This window comes from Neoasaia chiangmaiensis, from assembly GCF_002005465.1.
Classification (GTDB): Bacteria; Pseudomonadota; Alphaproteobacteria; order Acetobacterales; family Acetobacteraceae; genus Neoasaia; species Neoasaia chiangmaiensis.
The window spans coordinates 1,046,975-1,073,202 of the sequence record NZ_CP014691.1 but is presented as its reverse complement, the minus strand read 5'-3'; the positions used below and the strand labels follow the sequence as shown (position 1 = coordinate 1,073,202).

Annotated in this window: 24 protein-coding genes, 1 tRNA gene and 1 riboswitch; of the genes, 16 read left to right on the top strand and 9 right to left on the bottom strand. The window is 64.1% G+C overall.

The annotated features are described in order from the left end of the window. The first annotated feature begins 24 nt into the window (after positions 1-24). The 5 genes from A0U93_RS05115 to A0U93_RS05095 all read left to right on the top strand — a co-directional run bounded on the left by A0U93_RS05115 (position 25) and on the right by A0U93_RS05095 (position 6,005). Positions 25-1,422: a replication-associated recombination protein A gene (locus A0U93_RS05115; RefSeq protein ID WP_077806393.1), complete on the top strand. Its 1,398-nt coding sequence runs from the start codon at positions 25-27 to the stop codon at positions 1,420-1,422. Further along, positions 1,419-2,447: an RluA family pseudouridine synthase gene (locus tag A0U93_RS05110; protein ID WP_077806392.1), complete on the top strand. Its 1,029-nt coding sequence runs from the start codon at positions 1,419-1,421 to the stop codon at positions 2,445-2,447. Before A0U93_RS05115 ends, A0U93_RS05110 begins: the two co-directional genes overlap by 4 nt. After that, the gene (locus A0U93_RS05105; protein ID WP_077806391.1) at positions 2,444-4,954 is read left to right on the top strand and encodes an AsmA family protein; all 2,511 of its coding nucleotides are present in this window, start codon (positions 2,444-2,446) and stop codon (positions 4,952-4,954) included. Before A0U93_RS05110 ends, A0U93_RS05105 begins: the two co-directional genes overlap by 4 nt. Further along, positions 4,951-5,658 carry an ATP12 family protein gene (locus A0U93_RS05100; protein ID WP_077806390.1) on the top strand — a complete coding sequence of 236 codons (708 nt, stop codon included), beginning with the start codon at positions 4,951-4,953 and terminating at the stop codon, positions 5,656-5,658. Before A0U93_RS05105 ends, A0U93_RS05100 begins: the two co-directional genes overlap by 4 nt. Positions 5,659-5,822: 164 nt before the next feature. Then, on the top strand, positions 5,823-6,005 hold the full coding sequence (locus A0U93_RS05095; RefSeq protein WP_077806389.1) for a hypothetical protein: 183 nt from the start codon (positions 5,823-5,825) through the stop codon (positions 6,003-6,005). Between the two features lie 107 nt (positions 6,006-6,112). Here the strand turns inward: A0U93_RS05095 and ispF are convergent, their stop codons facing one another. The 4 genes from ispF to metZ form a co-directional block, all read right to left on the bottom strand. After that, complete coding sequence (gene ispF, locus A0U93_RS05090; RefSeq protein ID WP_077806388.1) at positions 6,113-7,261, bottom strand: 2-C-methyl-D-erythritol 2,4-cyclodiphosphate synthase; 1,149 nt, start codon at positions 7,259-7,261, stop codon at positions 6,113-6,115. A gap of 114 nt (positions 7,262-7,375) precedes the next feature. After that, positions 7,376-8,779, bottom strand: a complete 1,404-nt coding sequence (locus A0U93_RS05085) for a sugar porter family MFS transporter (protein WP_077806387.1) — start codon at positions 8,777-8,779, stop codon at positions 7,376-7,378. A 264-nt stretch (positions 8,780-9,043) separates the two neighbouring features. Next, positions 9,044-9,517: a Co2+/Mg2+ efflux protein ApaG gene (apaG, locus tag A0U93_RS05080; protein WP_077806386.1), complete on the bottom strand. Its 474-nt coding sequence runs from the start codon at positions 9,515-9,517 to the stop codon at positions 9,044-9,046. A 62-nt stretch (positions 9,518-9,579) separates the two neighbouring features. After that, complete coding sequence (gene metZ, locus A0U93_RS05075) at positions 9,580-10,767, bottom strand: O-succinylhomoserine sulfhydrylase (protein WP_147151158.1); 1,188 nt, start codon at positions 10,765-10,767, stop codon at positions 9,580-9,582. A 72-nt stretch (positions 10,768-10,839) separates the two neighbouring features. Next, positions 10,840-10,919: riboswitch (SAM riboswitch) on the bottom strand. Between the two features lie 125 nt (positions 10,920-11,044). On the opposite strand from metZ, the gene A0U93_RS05070 reads away from it, so the two are divergent. Further along, a tRNA-Gly gene (locus A0U93_RS05070) sits at positions 11,045-11,118 on the top strand. Positions 11,119-11,130: 12 nt separating this feature from the next. On the opposite strand, the gene A0U93_RS05065 is transcribed toward A0U93_RS05070, so the two are convergent. The 5 genes from A0U93_RS05065 to A0U93_RS05045 all read right to left on the bottom strand — a co-directional run bounded on the left by A0U93_RS05065 (position 11,131) and on the right by A0U93_RS05045 (position 15,991). Continuing rightward, positions 11,131-11,688 (bottom strand): hypothetical protein, encoded by a 558-nt coding sequence (locus A0U93_RS05065; protein WP_077806384.1) that lies wholly within the window; start codon positions 11,686-11,688, stop codon positions 11,131-11,133. A gap of 52 nt (positions 11,689-11,740) precedes the next feature. Then, positions 11,741-12,514: a 2OG-Fe dioxygenase family protein gene (locus A0U93_RS05060; RefSeq protein ID WP_077806383.1), complete on the bottom strand. Its 774-nt coding sequence runs from the start codon at positions 12,512-12,514 to the stop codon at positions 11,741-11,743. 10 nt (positions 12,515-12,524) lie between these two features. Then, positions 12,525-13,694 carry an NAD(P)/FAD-dependent oxidoreductase gene (locus A0U93_RS05055; protein ID WP_077806382.1) on the bottom strand — a complete coding sequence of 390 codons (1,170 nt, stop codon included), beginning with the start codon at positions 13,692-13,694 and terminating at the stop codon, positions 12,525-12,527. Between the two features lie 5 nt (positions 13,695-13,699). After that, the gene (argJ, locus tag A0U93_RS05050; RefSeq protein ID WP_077808343.1) at positions 13,700-14,935 is read right to left on the bottom strand and encodes a bifunctional glutamate N-acetyltransferase/amino-acid acetyltransferase ArgJ; all 1,236 of its coding nucleotides are present in this window, start codon (positions 14,933-14,935) and stop codon (positions 13,700-13,702) included. A 147-nt stretch (positions 14,936-15,082) separates the two neighbouring features. Then, on the bottom strand, positions 15,083-15,991 hold the full coding sequence (locus A0U93_RS05045) for a peptidylprolyl isomerase (protein ID WP_077806381.1): 909 nt from the start codon (positions 15,989-15,991) through the stop codon (positions 15,083-15,085). A 307-nt stretch (positions 15,992-16,298) separates the two neighbouring features. Between A0U93_RS05045 and secA the strand changes: the two genes are divergently transcribed. From secA to tolB, 10 genes are all read left to right on the top strand, one after another. Beyond that, complete coding sequence (secA, locus tag A0U93_RS05040) at positions 16,299-19,004, top strand: preprotein translocase subunit SecA (RefSeq protein WP_077806380.1); 2,706 nt, start codon at positions 16,299-16,301, stop codon at positions 19,002-19,004. A 27-nt stretch (positions 19,005-19,031) separates the two neighbouring features. Next, on the top strand, positions 19,032-19,781 hold the full coding sequence (locus A0U93_RS05035; protein ID WP_077806379.1) for a YebC/PmpR family DNA-binding transcriptional regulator: 750 nt from the start codon (positions 19,032-19,034) through the stop codon (positions 19,779-19,781). Further along, positions 19,778-20,284 carry a crossover junction endodeoxyribonuclease RuvC gene (gene ruvC / locus A0U93_RS05030; RefSeq protein WP_077806378.1) on the top strand — a complete coding sequence of 169 codons (507 nt, stop codon included), beginning with the start codon at positions 19,778-19,780 and terminating at the stop codon, positions 20,282-20,284. The genes A0U93_RS05035 and ruvC overlap by 4 nt, the downstream gene beginning before the upstream one ends. Next, positions 20,281-20,883, top strand: a complete 603-nt coding sequence (gene ruvA / locus A0U93_RS05025; RefSeq protein ID WP_077806377.1) for a Holliday junction branch migration protein RuvA — start codon at positions 20,281-20,283, stop codon at positions 20,881-20,883. The genes ruvC and ruvA overlap by 4 nt, the downstream gene beginning before the upstream one ends. After that, positions 20,880-21,950 carry a Holliday junction branch migration DNA helicase RuvB gene (ruvB, locus tag A0U93_RS05020; RefSeq protein ID WP_077806376.1) on the top strand — a complete coding sequence of 357 codons (1,071 nt, stop codon included), beginning with the start codon at positions 20,880-20,882 and terminating at the stop codon, positions 21,948-21,950. Before ruvA ends, ruvB begins: the two co-directional genes overlap by 4 nt. A gap of 5 nt (positions 21,951-21,955) precedes the next feature. Next, entirely contained in the window at positions 21,956-22,381 is a 426-nt protein-coding gene (gene ybgC, locus A0U93_RS05015; RefSeq protein ID WP_077806375.1) for a tol-pal system-associated acyl-CoA thioesterase, read from the top strand. Positions 22,382-22,461: 80 nt separating this feature from the next. Next, a complete protein-coding gene (gene tolQ / locus A0U93_RS05010; protein WP_077806374.1) occupies positions 22,462-23,181 on the top strand; it encodes a protein TolQ in 720 nt (239 codons plus the stop codon). 5 nt (positions 23,182-23,186) lie between these two features. Continuing rightward, positions 23,187-23,624, top strand: coding sequence for a protein TolR (gene tolR / locus A0U93_RS05005; protein ID WP_077806373.1), 438 nt, complete (start codon positions 23,187-23,189; stop codon positions 23,622-23,624). A 20-nt stretch (positions 23,625-23,644) separates the two neighbouring features. Then, complete coding sequence (locus A0U93_RS05000) at positions 23,645-24,640, top strand: energy transducer TonB (protein WP_077806372.1); 996 nt, start codon at positions 23,645-23,647, stop codon at positions 24,638-24,640. Between the two features lie 45 nt (positions 24,641-24,685). Next, complete coding sequence (gene tolB / locus A0U93_RS04995; protein ID WP_174807267.1) at positions 24,686-26,059, top strand: Tol-Pal system beta propeller repeat protein TolB; 1,374 nt, start codon at positions 24,686-24,688, stop codon at positions 26,057-26,059. The last annotated feature ends 169 nt before the right edge of the window (positions 26,060-26,228 follow it).

Genomic DNA, 26,228 nt, shown 5'->3' with positions numbered 1-26,228 from the left:
CGTCACGGCCCCAAAGGAAATTCCATGCGCGACGACGCGCCACGCGATCTGTTCGGACAGAATGATTCCGTTGCCCCGGCGCGCGAGGCGACGGGGCGGCGACAGGCCACGCCGGAGCGCGCTATCGAAGCCCCTGTGCCCCCGCCATCGCGCACGCAACCTCTGGCGGACCGGTTGCGCCCGCGCGCGCTCTCGGAAGTGCAGGGGCAGGATCATCTGCTGGGGCCGCAAGGTACGCTGAGGCAGATGCTGGCGCGCGGCACGTTGCCGAGCCTCATCCTCTGGGGCGGGCCGGGCTGTGGCAAGACGACGATCGCACGTCTGCTGGCCGCGCAGGCGGACCTGCGATTCGAGCAGATTTCGGCGGTTTTTTCCGGGGTTGCGGATCTCAAGCGTGCTTTTGACACGGCCGCGCGGTATCAGGCCGAGACGGGGCGTGGCACGTTGCTGTTCGTCGATGAAATCCATCGTTTCAATCGGGCGCAGCAGGACGGGTTTCTGCCGTATGTCGAACGCGGCACGGTCGTGCTGATTGGAGCGACAACGGAAAATCCGTCCTTCGCGCTGAATGGGGCGTTGCTCTCGCGGTGTCAGGTTCTGGTGCTCAATCGTCTCGACGATGCCAGCCTGGAGGCGTTGATCGCCAGGACAGAGGTGGAAATCGGCCATCGGCTGCCACTGGACGACGCGGCGCGAGCGACGTTGCGGGCGATGGCGGATGGCGATGGGCGCTATCTGTTGAACATGGTCGAGCAACTGGCGGCCCTGAAGCCCACCGGCGAACTGCTTACGCCAAACGATCTGGCGACGTTGCTGGCGCGTCGTGCCATCCTGTACGACAAGGATCGGGAAGAGCACTACAACCTGATCTCCGCCCTGCATAAGTCGTTGCGCGGTTCCGATCCGGATGCGGGTCTCTACTGGTTTGCGCGAATGCTCGAAGGGGGTGAGGATCCGCGCTACATCGCGCGGCGGCTGACGCGTTTCGCGGCGGAGGATGTTGGCATAGCAGACCCTTCCGCGCTGCCGCTCGCGGTGGCGGCGTGGCAGACCTATGAGCGGCTTGGCACGCCGGAGGGCGAACTGGCGCTGGCGCAACTGGTGGTGCATCTCGCGACGGCGCCGAAATCCAATGCCGTCTACAAGGCATACGGCGCGGCGCGGCGTCTGGCGAAGCAGACGGGCAGCCTGGGTCCGCCGCATCATATCCGCAATGCACCGACCAGGCTGATGAAGGATATCGGCTACGGAGCGGGTTACGAATACGATCACGATACGGAAGAGGCGTTTTCCGGCCAGAATTATTTTCCGGACGAGATGGAACGTGTCCGGCTGTATTCGCCCACGCCGCGTGGACGGGAGGCGGAAATCCGAAAAACCCTGGACAGGCAGGCAGCGTTGCGGGCAAGCCGTCGCTCATGAGTGTTCAGACCCGTATCGTGAGCGAAGACGAGGCCGATTTGCGCCTCGACCGTTGGTTTCGCCGTCATTTCCCCAACGTGACGCAAGGCGCGTTGCAGAAACTCTGCCGTACCGGACAGGTGCGCGTGGATGGCAAACGCGTGACAGGCGCCAGCCGTCTCGTGCCCGCGCAGACCGTGCGGATTCCGCCGTTACCGGATGCCTCGGCCGTGGCCAAGGAAGGGCCGCCGCCGCTGGACCCGATGCTGGCGCGTGAGATCGAGCGCATGGTGATTTACCGTGACGACAAGGTGATTGTGCTCAACAAGCCGTCCGGTCTGGCGACGCAGGGCGGGCCGGGCATCATCAAGCATGTCGACATGATGCTGGAAGGTTTGCAGGGCGACAGCGAGCACAGGCCCCGTCTCGTGCATCGGATCGACCGGGACACGTCCGGCATTCTGCTGCTGGCGCGCACGCCGGGCGTGGCCGCCAAGCTGGCCGCGGCATTTCGCGGGCGCGATGTGCACAAGACATATTGGGCGGTGGTCGTGGGGCGCCCGACGCCTGCGAGCGGCGTGATCGACCAGCCGCTGGCCAAGCTGGGGGCCGGTAACGGCGCGCTGGTGATTGCTGCGGAGCGTGATGACGAGGACGCGGCGCATGCGCGCACGGAATACGAGACGCTTGACGGTGCGGGGCGCAAGATTTCCTGGCTCGGCCTGTCGCCGCTGACGGGGCGGACGCATCAGCTGCGCGTTCACTGCGAGTCGCTCGGCACGCCCATTCTGGGCGATCCGCGCTATGGCGGTAAGCTGGCGCATCCGGAGGGCTTCACCGACCGCTTGCACCTGCATGCGCGTGCGCTCGACATTCCGCATCCCGATGGTGGCCGCCTGATGGTTGCGGCGCCGTTGCCGCCGCATATGCGCGACACGTTCAAGGATCTGGGCTTCGTGGCGGGCGAGACGCCCAAGCCTGAGCGCCGTCATGGTGGAGGCGCCGAGCGCGCGGTTGCCAAAACGGGGCGGAGCGCACGGCGATGAAGCGGCTTCTCGGGGCGCTGATCGTCCTGCTGGTTCTGCTGACCGGGTTCGGCATCGCGGCGCATGTCCTGATCGATCGTTCGGCGTTACGACAGGATGTGATCGCGGCGGTCAAACGGCAGACCGGGCGGGATCTGGAAATCGGGCATTTTTCCGTTCAGGTATTCCCGTGGCCGAGTTTCGCGGCGCGGGATGTGACGTTGTCCGATCTGCCCGGCAGTGACCGGCCGCCCATGCTGCGCGCGCGGGAAGTGCATGCCTCGCTCGCGTTGACGCCATTGATCTGGCGGCAGCTTCGGCTGGAGCATGTTGTGGTGACGGGCGGTACGCTGACGTTGCGGCGTGCGGTCGATGGCACGGCGAACTGGAATTTTACGCCGCCTGAGCGTGACGGCGCCAGGGCGACGACCGGTAGCACGCATCGCGTCCAGGCGCACTGGAAGGCCGAGCTGGGCAGCGCCAGCATCATGGATACCGGGATCGACTTTCAGGATCTCGCCGCCCGGCAAGGTGGTCATGTCACGATCGATCGGCTTGAACTCGATGGTCTGCCGTCGAGCAGCCCATATCTCGATTTGCAGGCGCACCACGCGAACACGCCTTTCACGTTAACCGGCCATATCGGGCCACTTTCCGTCCTGACGGGGAAGAACCCGCCATGGGCAGTCAGTCTTGGCGCGACATTGGGCGCGGAGAGCGCGCATCGCGACTGGGTGAATATCGACGGACAGATCAACGATCCGCGCCATCTGCAGGGCATTTCCGGCACTGTGCGTGGTGAACTCGCGCATCTGAACGATCTTTCGGGCGTATTTCCGCATGCCGATCTGCCCGCGATCGACGGGCTGGGAGGCGAGGTCGGCGTGTTCGACGTGCCGGCGCTGAGCCAGGGGTGGCACGCCATAGCGGCCGGGATCGGCGTCAATCATATCCATCTGCATATGGCGAGCGCGCCGGGCTGGAACGGCGTTCAGGCGCGGCAGACGAGCATCGATGGCGAGACACTTTCCTCCCCGTTGACCGTGACGACCGATCTGCAATGGCGGACGCGTATCGGGCATGTGCAGGGACAGTTCGGCACGTTGTCGCAGGCTCTCGCCGCCTGGCACACCCGACTGGGAACCCCGCTGCCGGTTGCCATCGAGATGCGGGAGCCGGGCAAGAGCGGTCTTGCGGCGACGGATCGGCACGACCCGGATCAGGATGCGACAATATCTCTACGTGGCACGCTGGGGGCGCATGGCACGCAACTGGCGCTCGATGGCCATGCGCAAGGCTTCGCTATTCGTGGCGCGACACTGACGAACGCGGCGCTCAAGGCCACGCTCGGTGCTGATGGCACGAAGAATGTGCAGTTGCGTGATCTTTCCCTGAGCAGCCAGGAAGTCAGCCTGACGGGAACCGCCGGTTTCGCGCTGACGCGCAATCCGGATATCCATGCCGTGCTGGAGGTGGCGCATCTGGACATGGATGCATTGTCCGGGTTGTGGCGCCATGCTTCCCCGCCGGCGGCGGTCATCCCGGATGCCAGGTCGGCACCGGACGCGGCACCCGGCGTCGCCGGTGTCGTGGCGTCGGCGGTGAAGCCGATGGCCGGGACGCAACAGGCACCGACGACCGCCGCGAACCCGGACGTGAGTCCGGCATCGCGTTCGCTTGTCGAGATGTTGCGCGGGCGGAATGGCGATATCCGCCTGCATATCGGGACGTTGCGTTTCAACGGTCAGGATTACAGCGATCTGTTGGCGCATGCTGTCTTGCGTCAGGGTCATCTCACCCTGGACCCGCTTTCAGGTCATGGTGCGGGCGGGGCGCTGTCCGGCGTGATCGACTACGATGCCAGCCAGGAGCCGGCGGTACTGAGCTTTCGTTTCGCGCCATTCCTGCTGCCGGCGACGTTAGCAGAAATGCAGGCGGGTCTGCCGCTGCTGCTGCGTGGCCCGCTTGAGGCAGTCGGTGAATTGCATGCGCAAGGTGGCGATCGCGCCGCGCTGCTGGCGTCGGCTTCGGGGCATCTGGGGCTGTCGATGGTGGGCGGCAATATCGATGGGCGCCTGCTGGGGCAATTGATCGGGCACGATGCGCAGGTCGTTCTGGGGCATGGTGATGTCGGGTTGCGGTGTCTGGGCGTGCACATGCAGATCGACCGGGGCAAGGCCAATCTGGATACGATCGGCATGCAGGCGGGGCCGGTGGCGGCGACGGGATCGGGAACGATCGATCTTGCGACGCAGGAACTGGCACTGAACCTCACACCCCGGATCGGCTTCGGCAGTGCCGGCGCATCCACGCCGGTTTCGGTTGGTGGCACCCTGGGCGCGCCGATGGCGCGGCAGGCGGCGGGGCAGGATGGCCGCTTCGAGGTCACGCTCGGTGGGGCGGCGCCCGACCCCTGCGGGCCGGCCTTGAACGCGGCGCGTGAAGGGCTGGGGGGCGATGCGCCGCCGGAGGCCAGGCACCATTCGCGCGCGTCCGACTTCCTGCACGCACTGGGAATCCTGCATTGAGTGCGGCGCGGCGACGTTTCTGGAAAGAGGTAACGGTCTGCCATCTGGCGTCGGGGCTGTTCGCCGTCCAGTTGGACGGGCGGTCCGTCAGGTTGCCGGCGGGATATGAACTGGCGGTGCGGCAGGCGGCGCTGGCTTCCGCCATTGCCGAGGAATGGCGTGCGATACCGCCGGATGTCGCGTTCGACCCTGGAAGCCTGCCGCTGACGGGCATTGCGGGAACGATGATCGAACGGATTGCCCCGGATCGTCAGGCGACGGTAACTACGCTTCTGAATTATGGCGCTTCCGACCTGCTCTTCTATCGCGATGCGGCGGAGGCCGACGCGCAATCGGCTCTCTTCGACCCGGTTATGGATCTGTTTGCGGCACAACACGGCGTCCGGCCGGATGTGACGACGGCATTGGCACCCTTACCGGCCGATCCGCGCCTGAGCGATGAATTCACGCGTACGCTCCTAACCTTCGATGACGCGGCGTTGGCGAGTCTGGGCGTTTTGACGCCAGCGCTGGGGAGTCTCGTCCTTGGGATTGGATTGCTTGAAGGGTGGCTCGAATCGGAAACGGCGTGTGCTGTGGCCTCTTTCGAGGAGCGTTCGCAGATGCAGCGTTGGGGAGAGGACGTGGATGTTCTCGACCAGTTGGCCGCCCGGGCGCGTGATGTTGACGATGCGATGCGGTTTTACGAATTGTCCCGGCCATAGGGATGTCGACCACATGAAATCCGGCATGTTTTTGCCATTTTCATGTGGGAAATGACGATTGTTGAATTTCGCGACGCGATGAGACGATCAGTAACTCGACCTCGACGCGAAAGTATTCGACAAGTTCCGGGCCATATGCGCACGGGGATTTGGAGAGTTTTGAAATGATTGATGGCACGGCGGACATGGCGGTTCTGCATAGCGACACCGAGTTGCGTGCGCTCAGGGCGCGGAGGGGATCGCTGCGCCAGCGTTCCGCGCGTATATTTGCGACCTGCGCACAAGGTGCGTGGCTTCTGCTGGCGGCGACGCCGGTTATCGTTGTGGTCTGCGCCCTGAAGGGCTGATCCCGCTGGATTATTGCGGACAGACCGCCTGTTGAGCGGTCAGCCTGTCGGTTCCGGGATGTGGCAGGTGTAGGCAAGCCGACGATCGTTGCCGATCGTCGCCCTGATTATGGAAGCAGGACAGTCGCGACGGCTGTGGCGGCAATTCCCTCTTCCCGGCCTGTGAAGCCCAGACGTTCGGACGTCGTGGCCTTGACGGAAATCCGGTCGACGTCGACTTTCAGCAATTCCGCCAAACGGTTGCGCATGGCTGTTGCATGCGGTCCGATTTTCGGGCGTTCGCAGATCAGGGTGACGTCGGCATTAATCAGCATGCCGCCGCGCGCGCGGATACGCTCGCCGGCGTGGATGAGGAAACGTGCGGAATCCATGTCTTTCCACTCGTTCTCGCTCGGGGGAAAATGGCGACCGATATCGCCTTCCGCCAGTGCGCCGTAGATCGCGTCACAAAGTGTATGGATGCCGACATCGGCGTCCGAATGACCGGCGAGCCCGCGGTCGTGGGGGATGGTGATACCGCAGAGGATCAGGGGACGACCGACCTCGAAGGCATGCACGTCGTAACCAAGGCCGGTACGCGGTAGGGGCGTGGTGCCGAGCAGTCGTTCCAGTCGCACGAGATCCTCCGGGAGCGTGAGTTTGATGTTGTCGTCCGATCCCGGAACGAGAGCGACGGCCTGACCGGCTGCTTCCAGCAATGCCGCGTCGTCCGTGGCGTGGGCATCATGCTGACGGTGCAGGTCGCGCAGCAGGGCGAAATGGAAACCCTGCGGCGTCTGGGCACGCCAGAGCGAGTCGCGCGGGACGGTGCTTTCGACAAGGCCGTCGCGTCCGCGCTTGATCGTATCGGCGACGCGGACGGCGGGAATGGCGCCGGGATGCCGGGACAGGGCGGCAATGACCGCTTGTGTCAGTTCGGCCGGGACGAACGGGCGCGCACCGTCATGCACCAGAACGAGATCGGGTGGTTCGGGCAGGGCATCCAGCGCCTCAAGACCGGCGCGGACGCTATGCTGGCGTTCCGTGCCACCGCTGACGGGCGGCAGGACATCGAGACCGTCGAGCGCGTCGAGCAGGGCCGGATCGGTGCCGACGGGCTGGAGCACGTCGACATGCGGCAGCAGCGCTTCGGCGGCATGGCGGATAACGGGTTTCCCGCCAAGAAGGATGAATTGTTTGGCGGGGGCACCCGCGATGGCGGTTTCGGCGAAGCGTCGACCGGAACCGGCGGCGAGTAGAATGGCGGCAATACGCATGGTGTTCATGCAATGCGGGGTCGTGGGCCGCGCGTCAAGATCACAAGCGGTCGGGGGAGGCAATGCGTTGTGAAAGAGTCCCTTCGCTTCAGGAGAAGCGAAGGGAAGGCCGGATTAGCGGCCGATATCGCGCAGGCGGTAACCGGCGTTCAGCTTGCGCTCGATGCTCTCCAGCGCGACGCCCCGGGTCTCCGGCACGAAGGCGATGGTGACGAGGATGAACACGGCGTTCAACGCGGCGTAGAGCCAGAAGGTATGCGACGCGCCGAGCGTGCTGAGCAGGGAGAGGAAGGTCGCGCCGACGATCATGTTGGTGACCCAGTTGGTCAGCGTCGAGCATGCGATGCCGAAATCGCGGCCTTGCAGGGGCTGGACTTCCGCGCAGAGGATCCAGATCAGCGGACCGGCGGAGAATGCGAAACCGACGATGAAGCACAGGAGCACCGTGACGGAGAGGTAATGCGTCATCGTGCTGGCGCTGGGACCTGCGGCGAGCAATGTCGCCAGGGCGCCCATGCCGGCGGCCATGATGATGAAGCCGGCGATCAGCATCGGGCGGCGACCCCAGCGGTCCACGAAGCCGATGGCGATGAAGGTTGCCAGCATGTTGACGAGACCGACCGTGGCCGTGCCCCACATCTGACCGTCCTGACCGAAGCCTGCGACCTCGAAAATGCGCGGTGCGTAATACATCACCACGTTGATGCCGGTGAATTGCTGCACGATCTGCAGGCCGATGCCCAGCATGACCGAGCGGCGGAAATTGGGATTTTCCATGAACATCGAGAAGCCGCGCTGCTTCTGGGTGAGCTGGGCGCGGATGGCCGAAATTTCCTTATGGGCTTCCTCGCGCGAGTGGCGCAGGGATTCGAGCGTTCTGATCGCGTCGCTTTCGCGACCGCGCAGCATCAGCCAGCGCGGGCTGTCCGGCAGGAAGAAGGCGCCGACCAGGAAGATCGTGCCGGGGACGGCGACGATGCCGAGCATCCAGCGCCAGGCATGGGCATAGGCGAACAGGGCGTCCGAGACGAAGGCGAGCAGGATGCCCATGGTGATCATGAGCTGATAGACCGAGATCAGGCTGCCACGATGGTCTTCGTCCGCCACTTCGGAGATATAGAGCGGGGCGACGAAGCTGGCGATGCCGATGGCCAGGCCCAGAACGGCGCGTGCGACGATCAGCATGGTGACCGAATGGGCAAGGACGCAGCCCAGCGCGCCGATCACGAAGAGTGCGGCACTCAGGATCAGCGATTTGCGGCGACCGATCGCCGACGAACTGCGACCGGCACAGAGCGCGCCGATTGCCGCGCCGAACATCATGGACGAGACGATCCATTCCTGTGCCACCTGAGAGGCATGGAACTCATCGGCGATGAAGCCCAGCGCGCCGGATATGACGCCGATGTCGAGGCCGAACATCAGACCGGCGACGGCTGCGAGAATGGCGGCGAGCATCATCCGCCCGACCATGGGACGACGGACACTGAGCCGCGTGTTGAGGATTGCATCGCTCATTGGATAGGGAGTCTCCTGCCCGGTAACCTGACGGACGCCACCCGGAAGCCACGCCAATCGAAAGTGCCGTTTTTCGTGAAGCCTGCCGCTTCACCCAGGAAGCGTGTGCCACACAAAGACGAGCGTTGGTGTTCAAAAGTCGAACACAGGCGCATCGAACAGCGCTGTGTTCGATGTGACCTTACCCAAGCATTAAGAACAATTCATGGCACGTTTGCGTGAGCAGCGATGTGACAAATCGCTTCCCGCGTCATGCAGTGTATTTCAGTGCAAAAGCCCGGATTGATGAGGGCTGTCGAGGCTGAAAACCGGAATCTTGACGTCGAAGCGCTGCTTCGTGCCCGGCACGATCATGTGATAGGTGCCGCGCATGAAGCCGCTGGGTGTGTCCAATGCCGCGCCGGATGTGTATTCGAAGCTCTCGCCGGCGCCGATGACCGGTCGCTCGCCGACGACGCCTTCACCGTGGACGTGTTCGACCTGCCCGCGCCCGTCGATGATTTCCCAGGAACGGCTGACGAGTTGCACGGTCTCCGTGCCTTCGTTGGCGATGTGGATGTAATAGGCCCAGGCATACCGATGCTCGTCTGGCTGAGACTGGTCGTCCAGCCAGAAAGTGCGCACGCAGACCGTGATGTCGTTCGTGCGTGCTTCGAACCGTGGGGCGGCTTCCATGGCTTCGGCAAGCGCGGCTTCGGGATCGGCGATCAAACGCGGGGGGAGCGGTTTCTGTGCCATGGCGCCCTCATAGCCACTCGCCCCCCTGAAATGCAATCAACCAATATGGTTGGCCGATGTGATCAGGCCTGGCGTGCCGCGACGAGACCCTGCTTCAGGTCGGCGATCAGATCCGCGCTGTCCTCCAGGCCGATCGAAAGTCGCACGATGCCGTCCGTGATGCCGAGGCGCGCGCGATCTTCCGGCGCAATGCGCATATGGGTCGTGGTGGCCGGATGCGTGGCAAGCGAGCGTGCATCGCCGAGATTATTGGAGATGGCGATCAGCTTGAGGCCGTTGAGGAAACGGAAGGCACCCTCACGACCGCCCTCGATCTCCACGGCGACGAGCGATCCGCCGTTATGCATCTGCGCGCCGACGAGGGCCGCCTGCGGATGGTCGGAACGACCGGGATAACGGACCTGGAGAACGCCGGGGGCATCGGCCAGGAAGTCGGCGACGGCGGCGGCGTTGCGCGCCATGGCATCCACGCGCAGCGAAAGGGTCTCCAGTCCCTTGAGCAGCACCCAGGCATTGAAGGGCGACAGGGCATTGCCGGTGTTGCGCGTGAAAGGCTGGAGGGTTTCCTCGATCCATTGTTTGCGGCCCAGTACGGCGCCGCCCAGCACGCGGCCCTGGCCGTCGATATGCTTGGTGCAGGAATACACCACCACATCCGCGCCCAGTGAGAGTGGCTTTTGCCCGACGGGAGAGGCGAACACGTTATCGACCATCAGCAGCGCCCCGGCCCGATGGGCGAGATCGGCGATGCGGGCGATGTCCAGCACGTCGAGCATCGGGTTCGACGGGCTTTCGATCAGCACGGCGGCGGTCGGCTTCGACAGGGCTTCGGTCCAGGCGTCGAAATCGTTGCCGTCCACGAAGATCGTCTCCACGCCGTAACGTGGCAGCAGATTGGCGACGATCCAGAAACACGAACCGAACAGCGCGCGGGAGGCGACGACGCGGTCGCCGGTCTTGACGTGCGAAAGCAGTGCGGACGAGACGGCGCCCATGCCTGTCGCGGTGACGATGCAGGCTTCCGCGCCTTCGAGTGTGGCGAGACGTGCCTGCAGTGCATCGGTGGTGGGATTGCCGAAGCGGGAATATTGATAATGCTGCGTTTCGCCGGTGAAGGTGGCGGCGGCCTGCTCGGCGCTGTCATAGACGAAGCCGGAGGTGAGGAACACGGCCTCGCTCGTTTCGCCATAGGCCGTGCGTTCAAGGTCGGCGTGGAGAAGGCGGGTGTTGAGTCCGAAGTCGGCGGTCATGATAAGACGCTCCAGAATGCGGATGGCGCGAAGCGCCATGCGGATACTGGCCGTGGAAGTCCTGGATCGCGGAAGAACGTATCCCGGGCCTCTTTAGCGCGGTTGTTTAGCCTCGCCGCAAGCCGGCCGTTCAAATCGCGAGGGACGCAGGGGCGTGATGCCATCGTCGTCGCCGTCGTTATGACGGGGTGCGGCAATGGCGTCAACAGAAGGGGCGTGCGATCCGGATGGATTGCGTCCGGGATCGCGATCGGCTAGTTTCCCGGTCGCTCCCGAAGCGGGTGTAGTTCAATGGTAGAACGGCAGCTTCCCAAGCTGCATACGAGGGTTCGATTCCCTTCACCCGCTCCATCGCACCTTAATTTATTTCGGTGCCTGCTGCGCTTTCTGATGCGCCTCGATGGACTGGCGCAAATCCCCTACCGGTGCGGCGGGCATGGTGTCCTGATAGGACGAGCCGTTCCAAACCCAACGGTCGTGATTCCCGATCAGCAGATCGCGCATGCCGCGATGCCGTGTGGGCAGGACCGAGATGCTGCCGCTGACGGCGTCGAGCACTGTCCGCCATTCATTGTTGTGCCGCAGATAAACCGATGTCGCGCAGCCTGCCGAACCGCAGAGGCGCGCCGATTGCAACTGGGCGAACAATGCCATGTCGTCCCGCGCGCTGGATAGCGGCGCGGAGGCAACGAGCACGATGGGCGAATCGTGATGGGCCTTTGCGTCTGCGAGATCGGAGGCGTTGAGTTCGCGGGCGCGGGCATCGAGATCGGTATGGGGCTGCTGGGTCAGGATGACCGGTTGCGCGCCGCTATCGGCCGGGTGCGTCGCGCGGTGGCGCGTCTGGCGTGCCTGTGCCGGAAGCGCGACGAGCAGGGCGGCGGTCAGGGCGGTCGTGAGGAAAACAGGGCGGCGCCGCATGAAGTCGGTCTCCGAAGCGATGAGGACGCGGCGATGCGCGAATTGTTCGCTTTTACTCGTGACGGAGGGTGACGACCAGTACATCGCGATGCGCCTCGCGACTGCTGTCGATCGGCTCCACGGCCGTGACGCCATGATAGACGCGGTGATCGTCCACGATGGCGGCGTCGAACGGGTTTTCCAGCGTGAAGGAGCCGACCGTTTCACGCTTGTTATCGTGAATTGTGGTGACGCCGGACTTGATGTTCTGTCGCGACACCATCAGGACCAGCACCCAGTCCACGCCATCGCGATGCATGCCTTCGGGCGTCGGCTGGCCGGACATATCGGTGCGCGCCTCGATCCGGAACTGATGGACTTCGACGTGCCATGTCTCGGGGCGTTCGCTGTCGTCGGTCAGATCATGTGCGAGCGTGCCGAAACTGCGCAGGATGGCCAGCATTGCCGGGTGGGCGGCGATGCTGTCTTCCATCGGGCGGAACCAGCGCTCGATGCCGCCATTCAGGAGATTGTGGTCGCGGCTCTGATAATGCGGCTGGTGGCGCTTGCGGGTAATGCTGCCGGGCTGCATCGAGTAGGTGGCATGACGGCGACGGCGATAGCGTCCGCCATCGGCCATGTAGCGGTCCAGGCCCAGCCGGTTCCAGCTTGCGGCGAATCCTTCCCAGTCTTCCAGGCCGAAATGCTCCAGCAACGGCTTCATCGATTCGGCACGCTCGAACGAGAAGCCCTTCTCCAGAAGATTGGCTTCGATCTGCTCGAAGGCAGGTGCCAGCACGGGATCGACTTCGGTGCCGTCGGTGTTCTGATCGGGGATATCGTTCATGGATGTCAGCTTAAGGGGAGTTCGAACCGGCGTCGAGGAAAGCCGATAAGCCTTGCCGAAGTCCAAGGATTTCGATCCGGTGGCGTTGATAGAGTGCGTCATGCAACAGGCGTGGTTTGAGGCCCTGCGATACGACGCCGCCGAATGTGCTCCATCCGTCGTCCTTGCCGAACACGACGACGCTGCCCTGATGGCGATAGACGAAGGGCGGCGGCTGGCCGCCGGCTGCGATCAGCGGGATGGCGCGGCCGAGGTATTGGCCCTGCTGCCGGGCGACCTGCGCGGTGGCGGCCTGCGGGTGGACCGTCATCGTGGCGCAGTCCCCCAGCGCATGGATAGCCGGATCTGACGTGCGCAGGATCGGGTCGATCAGGATGCGTCCGGTTGTCGGATTCAGGGCGCACTCGAATACCGATGTCGCGGCGTTGGCGCGTACGCCTGCGGCCCACAGGCGCAGATCGGCATGCAGGATCTTGCCATTGCTCAGTTGGAAGCCGTCTGGCGTGACGGCATCGATTCTGGTGTTCGTATGAATGGTGATGCCGAGTTGCCGCAGCCGGGTTTCAGCAGATTCGGAGACGGACGACGGAAACGATGGCAACAGGCGTTGCCCGCTTTCGATCAGCATGATGTGGGGACATGTGGCGGCTGTCATACTGGCGATGACGCGGCGGAACTCGCCCGCCATCTGCACGCCTGTCGGGCCGCCACCGACGATGCCAATGGTCTGATGCCCTGAGCCGTGACGTATATTCTCGAAAATCCTCCGGATTGCCAACGCATCCGGCAATGTATCGAGGAATGTGCCATGTGCCGCGACGCCGGGAATGCCGTAGGGGTCGGAGCGGCCGCCGAGGGCGATGACCAGCAGATCGTAGGGGATCTTCGTGCCGTCAGGCATAGACAGGCGGCGCTGACGACGATCGATCCCGTTCGGCGCGCCCTGGAGGAAGGTGAAGCCGTGCCGTCGGGCCAGATCGGCGAAGGGCACGGTATTGGTGTTTTCCGATGCGGTTCCGGCTGCGAAGTTATGCAGCATCGGCTTCCAGCTATGCCGGTCCTGCCGGTCGATGAGCGTCAGGTCAATGGCGCTGTTGCGTGACCGCGCGAGCGTGAGGGCCGTCGCCAGACCGCCGATGCCGCCGCCGACGATAACGACCCTGAATCCTGCGCCATGCATGCCGGTCAGCTTCGGTATGAGCCGTTGATGTCGATATAGCCGTGCGTCAGGTCGCAACTCCAGATCGTGGCGTGGCCGTTTGCGAGGCCGAGGTCGATCTGGATGTCGATTTCCTGGCCTTTCATGTGTGCGACGACCGGTGTTTCGTCATAGCCCTCGACGACGGTGCCGAGGCGCGCGATCCATGTGCCGCCGATGGCGACGGAAAGGGTATCGCGGTTGGCGGGTTCGTCCGCCTTGCCGACGGCCATGACGATGCGGCCCCAGTTCGCGTCCTCACCGGCGATCGCGGTTTTGACGAGGGGGGAGTTGCCGACCGAAAGGGCGATGCGCCTGGCGGATTCGTTGCTCGTTGCGCCGGTGACGCGGATGGTCATCAGTTTGGTGGCGCCTTCGCCGTCGCGCACGACCATCAGCGCGAGTTCGTGGAGCACCGAATGCAGGGCGGCCCTGAAGTCGCGCAGGGCGGGATCGGCGGCGTTGGCAGGGGTATCGTTGCCCGCCTTGCCGGTGGCGAACAGCAGTACCATGTCGGATGTCGAGGTGTCGGAATCGACGGTGATGCTGTTGAAGCTTTGGTCGATACCCTCGCGCAGCAGGGCTTGCAGGACGTCGTTGGGCAGGGCGGCGTCCGTCGCGACGAAGCCGAGCATGGTGGCCATGTCCGGGGCGACCATGCCGCTGCCCTTGGCGATGCCCTGGATACGGACCGGCGTCTCGCCGATGCGGATATCGCGGCGCGCGGCTTTCGGGAATGTATCGGTCGTCATGATGGCGCGTGCGGCGTCGGCCCAGCCATCTTCCTGAAGGCTTTCGTGCAGGGCCGGGATGGCCTCGACGATCTTTTCGGTCGGGAGCCGTTCGCCGATCACCCCCGTGGAGGCGAGGAAGACTTCCGTCGCGGAACACTGCACCGCGCGCGCGGTGGCGGCGGCGCTGGTCTGCGTGGCGAGAACGCCGGCGCGACCGGTGAAGACGTTGGCGTTGCCGGAATTGACCAGAAGCGCGCGTGCCTTGCCTTCGGACAGGGCGGCCTTGCTCCAGTCGATGGGGGCGCCGGGGCACTTGCTGCGGGTGAAGACGCCGGCGACGGTCGTGCCGGGTGCGAATTCCATCAGCATCAGGTCGCTACGGCCGGTATAGCGGATGCCGGCGGCGACCGCGCCCAGACGCAGACCGCTGATTTCAGCTAGTTCGGGCAGCGGGCGGGCGAGGGGTGATGGAGAGAGGGTCTTGGCCATGCTGGTCCTCCGGAAAATGCGACCGTCGCAAACGTGACCCGCTTGCGCGAAACTTTGCCGGAGGATGCACGCCTCGGGGCAAAGGTCCAGTCCTTCGCCCATCAACAAGCTGAAGAACTTGCGCTCTCCAGCCTGTATCGCGTGATTTTATTTCGCGACGGGGGTGGTCGGCATGGGGGCCGCGATCGGTTTGCCCTGCGCGTCGTAACGAACGATCTTCACCTGGGACTGCGCCTCGGCGACGACCTTGCGCACGTCATCGCGGATCAGCTCCTGGCGGATCTGGTCATGGACCTGCGACAGCGGCGGAACCGGCGCGACGCGGGTGCCGAGCACCTGGATGACATGGTAGCCATACTGCGTCTTGACCGGCGTGGTGCTGACGGTGTTCGGCTTCATCTTGAAGGCGGCGTCCGAGAATGCGGGCAGCATGTCGCCCTTCTTGAACCAGCCGAGATCGCCGCCGCTGGCGCCCGACCCCTTGTCGGTCGAGAGCTTCTCGGCCAGCTTCGCGAAATCCGCGCCATGGTTGAGCTGCTTGATGACGTCCTGTGCCTGCGCCTCGGTCGCGACGAGGATGTGGCGCGCATGCACCTCTTCCTCACCCTTCTTGTCAGCGTAGTTGGTCTGGTAGGACTGCTTGATGGCGTCTTCCGTGACCAGCGGCGCAACCTTCTGCTGCAGGTAGGCGTTCTGCAGGGCGCCATCGGCTGCGCTCTGCATTTCGCTCTTGATATTCGGCTGCTTGTCGAGACCTTCCTTGTAGGCCTGGATCTGGATGGCCTTCTGGTCGATCAGCTGGCCGACGAGGAGGCCGATCAGCGTGTTGGCCGGAAGCTGTCGCGCCTGCGGTGGCAGGTTGGCGGCGGCGCGCTTGACGTCGTCCAGATGGATGTCCTGACCGTTGACCGAGGCGATCAGCGGGTTCGGGTTGCTCGGCGCCGCCGGAGCCGCGGCTGGCGCGGGGCTCGCGGCGGGGGCGGCGAAGGACGGCGCGATCAGCATGGAGCCGGAGAGAAGAGCGGCGCAAGCAAGCGCCGAGCGGGTAAGCCGCATGAATGCAAGACCTCAAAAAAATGCGGGAGAAGGCGGGCACCATGGCCCAGCCTCGGCCCGGGAGCAAGGGAGGTTGACGGAGAGAATGCCCGGCGGGGTGCTTTTTTGCCTTATAATGCCGCTTGGGTGGACGGAACGCAGGCTGTTCGGTTGACCGGGCGGGGTGCCGGTCTTATCTGATCCTCGCGCGGAAATCTCTCCTGACCGGTCGATGGTCTCGATGCGGTGTCGTCATTGCTTGCGATGCGTCGGCTGTCGGGGAGGCCTCCTGCCGGAATGGGCCGCGCTTGTCGTCAGAAGGTTGATCATGTTCGCTAGTCTTGCCCGCGCCTTGTTCGGAACCGCCAACGATCGCTCGCTGAAGGCGTATCAGCGGCGCGTACCGGAAATCAACGCGCTCGAGCCTTCCATCCAGGCGTTGGATGACGCTGCGCTGCGTGCCAAGACGGAAGAATTCAGGCAGCGGATCGCCAGTGGCGAGAGGCAGGACAAGCTGCTGCCGGAAGCCTTCGCTGTCTGTCGCGAGGCGGCGCGTCGCGTATTGGGCATGCGCCATTTCGACGTGCAGCTGATCGGCGGCATGGTGCTGAACTCGGGGCGCATCGCCGAGATGCGGACGGGTGAGGGCAAGACGCTGGTGGCGACGCTGGCGGTGTATCTGAGCGCGCTGGCCGGTAAGGGCGTTCATGTGGTGACGGTCAACGATTATCTGGCCCGTCGCGATGCCGAGGAAATGAGCCAGCTCTATAGCTTCCTCGGGCTGACGACCGGCGTCATCGTTCCGAACCTGTCCGATGACGAGCGGCGCGCGGCCTATGCCTCCGACATCACCTACGGGACGAACAACGAATTCGGCTTCGACTATCTGCGCGACAACATGAAATACACGCTGGAGGAAATGGTCCAGCGACCGTTCCATCATGCGATCGTCGACGAGGTGGATTCGATCCTGATCGACGAGGCGCGGACGCCGCTGATTATCTCCGGCCCGGCGGATGACAGTTCGGATCTGTATCGTTCCGTGGACGAGGTCGTGGCACGTCTCGTCAAGGAGCCGGAGGTCTATGACAAGGACGAAAAGCTCCGTACGGTCATCCTGACGGAAGCGGGTTCCGATCGCGTCGAGGAAATGCTTCGCGAGGCGGGGGTGCTGAGTGAGGGCGGCCTCTACGACATCCACAATATCGCGGTGATGCATCATGTGCAGCAGTCGCTGCGGGCGCATACGTTGTTCGCGCGGGATGTCGATTATATCGTGCGTGGCGGCAAGGTGGTCATCATCGACGAGTTCACCGGTCGCATGATGGATGGGCGTCGTTATTCCGACGGCCTGCATCAGGCACTGGAGGCCAAGGAGCATGTGGAGGTCCAGCCGGAGAACCAGACGCTCGCCTCCATCACTTTCCAGAACTACTTCCGGCTGTATCCGAAACTGTCCGGCATGACCGGCACGGCGATGACCGAGGCGGACGAGTTCGCGGAGATCTACAATCTCGAGGTTGTGGAAATTCCGACGAACCTGCCGGTCGCGCGTGTCGATACGGATGACGAGGTTTATATAACCGCCCGCGAGAAATACGAGGCGGTCGCGAAGCTGATCCAGGAGGTCTCGGCGACGGGCCAGCCGGTGCTGGTCGGCACGACGTCGATCGAGAAGAGCGAGCATCTGTCCAGCCTGCTGAAGCAGGCCAAGATCAGGCACAACGTTCTGAATGCGCGTTTCCACGAGATGGAGTCCCAGATCATCGCGCAGGCCGGTGCGCCGGGCGCGATCACGATCGCGACGAACATGGCGGGGCGTGGCACGGACATCAAGCTGGGCGGCAACGTCGACATGCTGATCCGCCAGCAGCTTGAGACGATCGAGGACGAGAGCGCGCATGAAAGCGCGGCCCTGCGTCTGCGCGAGGAGATCGCGAAGAACCACGGCCAGGTGCGCGAGGCGGGTGGTCTGTATGTGATCGGCACAGAGCGGCATGAGAGCCGCCGGATCGACAACCAGTTGCGTGGCCGTTCGGGCCGCCAGGGCGATCCGGGTGCGTCACGCTTCTTCCTGTCGCTCGAGGACGATTTGATGCGTATCTTCGGGTCCGACCGCATGAGCGGCATGTGGACGAAAATGGGTATCAAGGAGGGCGAGGCGATCGTCCATCCGTGGCTCAACGGCGCGTTGGCGCGTGCGCAGAAGAAGGTCGAGGCGCGCAATTTCGATATGCGCAAGAACGTCCTCAAATATGACGACGTGATGAACGACCAGCGCAAGGAAGTGTATGCCCAGCGCCGGGAATACATGGCGATGGCGGATGTTTCGGGCATCATTCAGGAACTGCGGGAACAGTCCATCGACGAATGCGTGCATGCGCGCATTCCGGAAAAGGCTTATGCCGAGGCCTGGGAGAGCGAGGAACTGGAGCAGGACGTGCTCAAGCTGCTCAATCTCAACCTGCCGATCCGCGAATGGGCCAAGGAAGATGGCATGGACGCCGAGATGGTGATCCAGCGCATCGACGAGGCGGCGACGCAGGCGCAGGCCGCGCGTGCGGCCAATATCGGCCCGGACATCATGCGCCATATCGAAAAGCAGGTTCTGCTCACGTCTTTCGACGGTGTGTGGAAGGAACATCTGCACGCGCTCGACCAGCTGCGTCAGGGCATCGGGCTGCGGGCTTACGGTCAGCGCGATCCGCTGAACGAATACAAGCATGAAGCATTCATGCTGTTCACGGCGATGCTGGACGACATGCGCAATCGCGTCACGATGACCATGTCGCGCATCGAGGTGATGCAGCCCGAGCCGTTCCCGCAATTCGAAGGGCAGGCGATTGCGCCGAACGGCGAGATTTCCGGGCCGCCACCGGCGCATGCTGGCCAGGTGGCACCGATGGCCCAGGCCGGCGAGGTGCATGTGTCGGATGCGCAGTTGCAGGCCTGGGCGGCCGAGACGCCACGGAATGCGCCGTGTCCCTGCGGGTCGGGAAAGAAGTTCAAGCATTGTCACGGCCGTCTGGCCTGAGCATCTGACGCGGAGGGGAGCGTAGCCATGGCCGGTCATTCGCAATTCAAGAACATCATGCACCGCAAGGGTGCGCAGGATGCCAAGCGGGCGAAGCAGTTCGCGAAGGTGATCCGCGAGATCACCGTTTCCGTGCGGTCGGGCCCGCCTGACCCCGCATCCAACCCGCGTCTGCGTGCGGCCATCTCGGCGGCGCGCGAGGTGAACATGCCGAAGGACACGGTCGATCGCGCGATCAAGAAGGCCAGCGGGGCCGCGGGTGGCGACGATTACGTGGAGGTCCGTTACGAAGGTTACGGGCCGGCTGGCGTTGCGATCATCGTCGAGGCGCTGACGGACAACCGCAATCGCACGGCATCGGACGTGCGCGCCGCCTTCTCGAAGCATGGCGGGTCGATGGGCGAGACGAACTCGGTATCCTTCATGTTCCAGCGTCTGGGCGTCGTGTCCTATCCCGCCGATGTCGCGAGCGAGGACGACATGCTGGAAGCTGCGATCGAGGCGGGAGCGGACAATGTCGTCTCCGATGAGGAACGGCATGAGGTAACGTGCCCGATGGAGGCGTTCTTCGCGGTGCGCGATGCGCTGGAAGCGCGTTTCGGCGAGCCGCAATCGGCACGCATCGAGTGGCGCCCGGAAACGACGACGCCGCTGGATGAGGAAAAGGCACGGGCGGTGCTGAAGTTGATCGACGTGCTGGACGAAAGCGACGACGTGCAGAATGTCTATGCGAATTTCGATCTGCCGGAAGACGTGGCGCAGGCGCTGGCCGCTTGATCCGCCTGATCGGCATCGATCCGGGATTGCGCTTCATGGGCTGGGGCGTGATCGAGGTTGACGGCAATCGGTTGCGGCATATCGCCGATGGTGTTCTGGCGACGGATGGCGACCAGTCGGTGCCGTTGCGGCTGAAAACGCTGCATGACGGGCTGATGGCGTTGCTGGAGAAGCATCAACCGCGCGAGGCGGCGGTCGAGGAGACCTATGTGAACCGCAATGGCGCGTCCACGCTGAAGCTCGGCTATGCTCGCGGTGTGGCGCTCCTGACGCCGGCGCAAGCCGGGTTGCCGGTGGCCGAATACGGGGCGATGGCGGTCAAGCGCGCGGTGGTCGGCACGGGGGCGGCGACGAAGGAGCAGGTCGAGATGATGGTGCGGCGTCTGTTGCCCGGTGCGACGATCCGACGCGCCGATGCGTCGGACGCGTTGGCCGTGGCGATCTGCCATGCGCATCATCGTGCCAGCGCCAGTCGCGTTGCTCAGGGACAGCGGATGGCATGATCGGGCAGTTGACCGGTCTGATCGGCCAGGTCGAGGCCGATCGTTGTATCGTGGACGTGAATGGCGTCGGCTATCTCATATCCGCGTCCACGCGGACACTGTCGGTTCTGCCCATGCCGCCGGAACGGGCGCGGGTTCTGGTCGAGACGGTGGTGCGTGAGGATGCGATCCAGCTTTTCGGGTTCGCGACGTCGGAAGAGCGCGAGTGGTTCCGGCTGTTGACGACGGTGCAGGGCGTTGGCGCGAAAGTCGCGCTGGGCATTCTGTCGGTCGCGGGGCCGGGTGAACTGGTGACCATCATCAGCAGTGCCGACAAGGCTAGCCTTACCAGGGCGGCCGGGGTAGGCGGGCGACTGGCCGAGCGTATCCTGACCGAACTCAAGAGCAAGGTGGCGAAGATGCCGGGCGGTGGTGGCATGGCCATGGCATCCGCCGGACCGGTTGGCGCAAGCGTGGAGGCCGATGCCCTTCTGGCGCTGGCAGGGCTTGGATTCCGTCGCGCGGAGGCGTGGCCGGTGCTGAGTCGTGTGATGACCGAGCATGAGGGCGTGACGCTGGATGCGGCGATCCGGCTGTCCTTGAAGGAACTGGCGCGATGAGCGAGGATTTTCGCGGCCCGCTGGAAAGCGCGCGGACGCCGGAGGACGCGGCGGAAGCCGGATTGCGGCCACACACGCTTGACGATTTCACGGGGCAGAAAACCAGCCGGGAAAATCTCGCGGTTTTCATCAGTGCCGCCAAGTCGCGCGGCGAGGCGCTGGATCACGTCCTGCTGCATGGTCCGCCGGGTTTGGGCAAGACCACGCTTGCGCAGATCGTGGCGCGTGAACTGGGCGTGGGCTTTCGCGCGACGTCGGGGCCGGTCATCCAGCGCGCGGGCGATCTGGCGGCGATCCTGACCAATCTCCAGCCGCGCGATGTGTTGTTCATCGATGAAATCCATCGTCTCCAGCCGGCGATCGAGGAAGTGCTCTATCCGGCGATGGAGGACTTCCAGCTCGATCTCATCATTGGCGAAGGCCCGGCGGCGCGTTCCGTGCGGATTGATCTCTCGCCGTTCACGCTGGTGGCGGCGACGACGCGGGCCGGGCTGCTGGCGACGCCGCTGCGCGATCGCTTCGGGATTCCGCTGCGGCTGATCTTCTATACGCCGGACGAATTGCGGCAGATCGTCGAACGCGGGGCGGTGAAACTCGGCATGAACCTGACGGCGGAAGGCGCGGAGGAAATCGCCCGGCGGTCCCGCGGGACGCCGCGCATTGCCGGGCGCCTGCTGCGTCGGGTGCGTGATTTCGCGGCCGTGGGGGCGCCGCGGGACCGGGCGATCAGCCGGGCGATGGCGGATGCGGCGCTATCGCGCCTGGAAGTTGATTCGATCGGGCTGGATGCCATGGACCGGCGTTACCTGTTGCGGATTGCCGAGCATCATCATGGCGGACCGGTCGGTGTGGAGACTCTGGCGGCGGCCCTGGCCGAGGCGCGCGACACGCTCGAAGATGTCATTGAGCCTTATCTGATTCAGGAAGGTCTCGTATTGCGCACGTCGCGTGGGCGGATGCTGGGCGAACGCGGCTGGCGGCATCTGGGGCTCGCCCCGCCGACCAGCCAGGTCGATCTGCTGTCTTCGCTCAATGACGAAGCGGCTGGACAAGTGCTGGAGGATTAGGCCGCTTGGCAACGCACAGGATTACTTTTCGGGTCTATTACGAGGACACCGATGCAGGCGGCATCGTCTATCATGCGCGCTATCTCGCTTTTGCGGAACGCGCGCGGACCGAGGCGATTCGCTCCGTCGATGCGGCCGTGACCGATCTGGCGCGGGAATACGAGCAGCATTTCGTGGTTCGCAAGGCCGATATCCGCTACATGAGCCCGTTGCGCCTCGACGATCTGATGGAAATCGAGACGGCACTGGTCGATTTGACCCCGACACGCATCAAGTTGTCTCAATCTTTCCGCAATGTTTCGCGAAACAACGAATCGTCAGCAATCGTGAACGTCGAACTGGCTTGTCTTGGGATTTCGACCATGAAACCCGAGCGAATCCCGACGTCATGGTGCGAGCGTATTCGAAAATTAGAGGCTGGAGAGGTCTAGCCACCTTTTCGGCCATGCGATGAAATGCGATGGAGTGTGCCGGCCGGTGGCCGGATAGCGGATCGAAACAGGAGAAAAGAGTGGATCACGCGGTGAATTCGAGTGCGCTGGGCGCGGTGGCCGCATCGGGCCTATCGCCTCTGGACCTGTTTCTCCACGCCTCCATCGTCGTTAAGCTGGTTATGCTCGGTCTGATCGGGTGCAGTGCTTTCGTCTGGGCGGTTATTGTCGAGAAAATCATTCTGATGCGGCGCGTCAATCGCGAAGCGACGGAGTTCGAGGACCGTTTCTGGTCCGGTGGCAGCCTGGACGATCTATACGATTCCGATGGTGCGAAGCCGGTGCATCCCATGGCGGCCGTTTTCGGCGCGGCGATGGGCGAATGGCGTCGCTCGGCCCGTATCTCCGGGGTGGATCTGGCGCGCGGCGGCGTGCGCGACCGCGTGGACCGCGCGATCAACATCACGGTCTCGCGCGAGATCGAGCGGTTGAGCCGCCGGGTCATCTTTCTGGCGACGATCGGCCCGGTTGCGCCTTTCATCGGCCTTTTCGGCACGGTCTGGGGCATCATGCATGCGTTCGGCTCGATCGCGGCGATGCACAACACGAATCTTTCGGTCGTGGCGCCCGGCATCTCGGAAGCGCTGTTCGCGACGGCCATCGGTCTCGTGACGGCCATTCCGGCTTACATCGCCTATAACGTGACGACCGCGTCCATCGACCGCTTCGCGGAGCGGATGGAGGCATTCGGCACTGAATTCGCGGCGATCCTGTCGCGCCAATCCGAAGAGCGGAGCTAAGCGTCATGGCGATGTCGGGAGGAGGCGGGCCCGCTCGGGGACGCAGACGCCGTCCGGCGTCGGAGATCAATGTCACGCCGCTCGTGGATGTGATGCTGGTGCTGCTCATCATCTTCATGGTGACGGCGCCGATGATGACCAGCGGCGTGAACGTGGATCTGCCGAAGACGGATGCCAGCCCATTGAACGCGGATACGAAGCCGATCACGGTCTCCATGAAGAGCGACGGTTCCCTCTATATGGGTGACGATCCGGTGTCGGCCGATCAGTTGGTCGATCGCCTGAAGGAGGCTTCGCAGAATGATCCGACGCATCGGATTTTCGTGAAGGCTGACGCGCACATCAATTATGGGCAGGTGATGGAGGTCATGGGCCGGATCACGTCGGGCGGGTTTACGCATGTGGCGCTGCTGGCCCAGCAGCCGACCTCGGCCGCGCAGTAGTTTCGAGGGAGAACGGCGCCGTGTTGCGTCCACGCCGAGCCGATACGCGGCGTTTCCGCCGGGCCTTGGGTGCCTCGATCGGTGCCCATGCCCTTCTTGTCGTGTGGCTGCTGGTCCGGATGCCGCTGAGCAAGCCGCCCGAGCCGCCCGAGCCGCCGGCAGTGGAGATGGAATTCACGCAGTCCGGGCCGCCGGCGACGCCGCACAAGGCCGACAAACCCGCGCCGAAACCGGCACCCGCGCCCGCGCCGACGCCGACCGATGCGCCACCTTCGCCGACGCCGCCTTTGCCGCAGCCGACGGAAGAGCCGCCGCCGCCTCCACCGCCGCCGCAGCCCGTGCCGCCGCCTGCCGAGAGCAAGCCGGTACCGCTGCCGGATGTGAAGGTGCCGCCGAAGATGACGGATGAATCCGCCGAGCCGCTGAAGGCCGCGCCGCCCAAGCCGACGCCGCCTTCGCCGTCGCATCAGGTCGCGCCGCCGACGCCGCAGACGCAGCCGGTCGACAAGCTGCCGGAGACGCCGACGTTCTCGCACATCACCCAGCCGAACAAGGCGAAGAAGACGGTAGCGGATTCGCATTCTCTTCTGGCGACGCTGGACAGTTTCCGTGCCGACCAGAAGCAGACGCATGCACCGACCGCGCGCGCCAATCCGAAGCAGGGTGGTGCGCCGGATGGCGGTGGCGCGCCGAATGGCGACATCACGCGTGCGCTGAGCAATGCCGACCAGAAGGCGATCGGTGGTTCCGTGCGGCGTTGTTATGTGGAGGACACGGAGGCACGGAACTATGCCAGCTTCAGCGCGCATCTGATTGTGACGGTGGATGCCACGGGCGAGGCGCGCATGGCACGTTTCGCGCCGGACACGCAGGCACGGGTCAACAACGATCCGGCCTATCGTGCGCTTGCGGAGCGGGCGCGGGACGCGGTGTTGAGCCCGACCTGCTCCAAACTTCCGATACCGTCGAACCTTTTGGGTCAGACCCACGAATTGCGTTTCGTATTCCGGCCATAATCGATCGATATGGCTGACAAGATTTTGACATAGAGAGCCTTGTTCATGCGTTCCGACGACTTGCCGTTTTTCAGTGACGATCAGGCGCAGGGTCTGCGCAATCTCTTATCCCGCCGCCATATTCTCGGCGGCGCGGCCGCTGGCGGACTGCTGGCGACGCCGCTGATGGCGCGGGCGCAGACGGCCCCGGCCCCGGCCCAGCAGGGTGAAGCCGAAATCACCGTCGATCAGGCGCGCACGGCCCCGATTCCCATCGTGATCCCGAACTTCGGCGCAGGGATCGGCGGGCAGATTTCCGGCGTGATCTCCGCCGATCTGGATAGCACCGGGTTGTTCAAGGTCATTTCGGGCGATGTCGGTCAGGGGACGCCCGACTTCGCGGGGCTGAAGGCGCAGGGTGCGCGGGCAGCGGTTTCCGGCTCGGCCAATGGATCGGGCAGCGTGCGTGTCGAAATGCGCCTGTGGGATGTCCTGAACGGTCAGCAGTTGCAGGGCACGGCCTACACGGCATCGGGCGCCAACTGGCGGCGGATCGCGCATATTATCGCGGACGTCATTTACGAGCGTATGTTGGGCGAGAAGGGGTATTTCGATACGCGTATCGCATATATCGCCCGTACGGGACCGCGCCATCGGCAGACGACGCGTCTGGCTGTCATGGATCAGGACGGCGCGAACGAGCGGATGCTGTCCTCGGGACAGTGGCTGACGCTGACGCCGCGTTTCAATCCCGTGCGCGATCAGATCGCATTCATGTCCTATGCCAATGACCGGCCTCGCGTTTACCTGTTCGATCTTGGCTCCGGCAGCCAGCGTCTGCTGGGAGAGTTCGCGGGTATTTCGTTCGCGCCGCGTTTCTCGCCCTCGGGTGGGCAGGTGGTGCTGTCCGCCACGCGTGGCGGCGGGTCGGACATCTTCGTGGTCGATCTTGGCTCCGGCAGCAAGCGGCAGATTACCAATTCCGGTGCGATCGATACAAGTCCGTCCTACAGTCCCGATGGTAGCCAGATCGTCTTCAATTCCGATCGTGGCGGCAGCCCGCAGCTCTATATCATGAGCGCGTCGGGTGGTGGTGCGCGGCGCATCTCCTATGGCAACGGGCAATACGGTTCGCCGGTATGGTCGCCGCGCGGCGACCTGATTGCGTTTACCCGCATTGCAGGAGGGCGATTCTCTCTTGGCGTGATGGCGCCCGATGGAACGGGCGAGCGTATCCTGACGGAAGGTTTTACCGTGGAGAGTCCCACCTTCTGTCCGAATGGCCGTGTGATCGCGTTCTGCCGCCAGTCGGCGTCGGGTGCGGGTGGCGCAGGGTTCGCGTCGGGAATCGGCATGATCGACATTACCGGCTTCAATGAGCGGCCGATCCATACCGGAACCGGCGCTTCGGATCCGGCGTGGTCGCCGCTGAACGGCTGATTTCTGTCATCTGACGGCCACAAACTGTGGCCGTCAGGGCACTATTTTTGAAATTGTAATGAAATCGGCGTCATCATGGACAACGTGGTGTTCGTGGTGCTTGACCAGCTATCGTTCCAATGAGTAAGGCGGGTCGTGGTCTCCGACATTCGCAAGCGGCCCGCGTTTT

What these genes read in the sequence shown, in the direction of transcription:
- A0U93_RS05115 (WP_077806393.1), top strand. Translation starts at nt 25, where the DNA reads ATGCGCGACGACGCGCCACGCGATCTGTTCGGACAGAATGATTCCGTT.
- A0U93_RS05110 (WP_077806392.1), top strand. Translation starts at nt 1,419, where the DNA reads ATGAGTGTTCAGACCCGTATCGTGAGCGAAGACGAGGCCGATTTGCGC.
- A0U93_RS05105 (WP_077806391.1), top strand. Translation starts at nt 2,444, where the DNA reads ATGAAGCGGCTTCTCGGGGCGCTGATCGTCCTGCTGGTTCTGCTGACC.
- A0U93_RS05095 (WP_077806389.1), top strand. Translation starts at nt 5,823, where the DNA reads ATGATTGATGGCACGGCGGACATGGCGGTTCTGCATAGCGACACCGAG.
- ispF (WP_077806388.1), bottom strand. Translation starts at nt 7,261, where the DNA reads ATGCGTATTGCCGCCATTCTACTCGCCGCCGGTTCCGGTCGACGCTTC.
- A0U93_RS05085 (WP_077806387.1), bottom strand. Translation starts at nt 8,779, where the DNA reads ATGAGCGATGCAATCCTCAACACGCGGCTCAGTGTCCGTCGTCCCATG.
- apaG (WP_077806386.1), bottom strand. Translation starts at nt 9,517, where the DNA reads ATGGCACAGAAACCGCTCCCCCCGCGTTTGATCGCCGATCCCGAAGCC.
- metZ (WP_147151158.1), bottom strand. Translation starts at nt 10,767, where the DNA reads ATGACCGCCGACTTCGGACTCAACACCCGCCTTCTCCACGCCGACCTT.
- A0U93_RS05065 (WP_077806384.1), bottom strand. Translation starts at nt 11,688, where the DNA reads ATGCGGCGCCGCCCTGTTTTCCTCACGACCGCCCTGACCGCCGCCCTG.
- A0U93_RS05060 (WP_077806383.1), bottom strand. Translation starts at nt 12,514, where the DNA reads ATGAACGATATCCCCGATCAGAACACCGACGGCACCGAAGTCGATCCC.
- A0U93_RS05055 (WP_077806382.1), bottom strand. Translation starts at nt 13,694, where the DNA reads ATGCATGGCGCAGGATTCAGGGTCGTTATCGTCGGCGGCGGCATCGGC.
- argJ (WP_077808343.1), bottom strand. Translation starts at nt 14,935, where the DNA reads ATGGCCAAGACCCTCTCTCCATCACCCCTCGCCCGCCCGCTGCCCGAA.
- A0U93_RS05045 (WP_077806381.1), bottom strand. Translation starts at nt 15,991, where the DNA reads ATGCGGCTTACCCGCTCGGCGCTTGCTTGCGCCGCTCTTCTCTCCGGC.
- secA (WP_077806380.1), top strand. Translation starts at nt 16,299, where the DNA reads ATGTTCGCTAGTCTTGCCCGCGCCTTGTTCGGAACCGCCAACGATCGC.
- A0U93_RS05035 (WP_077806379.1), top strand. Translation starts at nt 19,032, where the DNA reads ATGGCCGGTCATTCGCAATTCAAGAACATCATGCACCGCAAGGGTGCG.
- ruvA (WP_077806377.1), top strand. Translation starts at nt 20,281, where the DNA reads ATGATCGGGCAGTTGACCGGTCTGATCGGCCAGGTCGAGGCCGATCGT.
- ruvB (WP_077806376.1), top strand. Translation starts at nt 20,880, where the DNA reads ATGAGCGAGGATTTTCGCGGCCCGCTGGAAAGCGCGCGGACGCCGGAG.
- tolR (WP_077806373.1), top strand. Translation starts at nt 23,187, where the DNA reads ATGGCGATGTCGGGAGGAGGCGGGCCCGCTCGGGGACGCAGACGCCGT.
- tolB (WP_174807267.1), top strand. Translation starts at nt 24,686, where the DNA reads ATGCGTTCCGACGACTTGCCGTTTTTCAGTGACGATCAGGCGCAGGGT.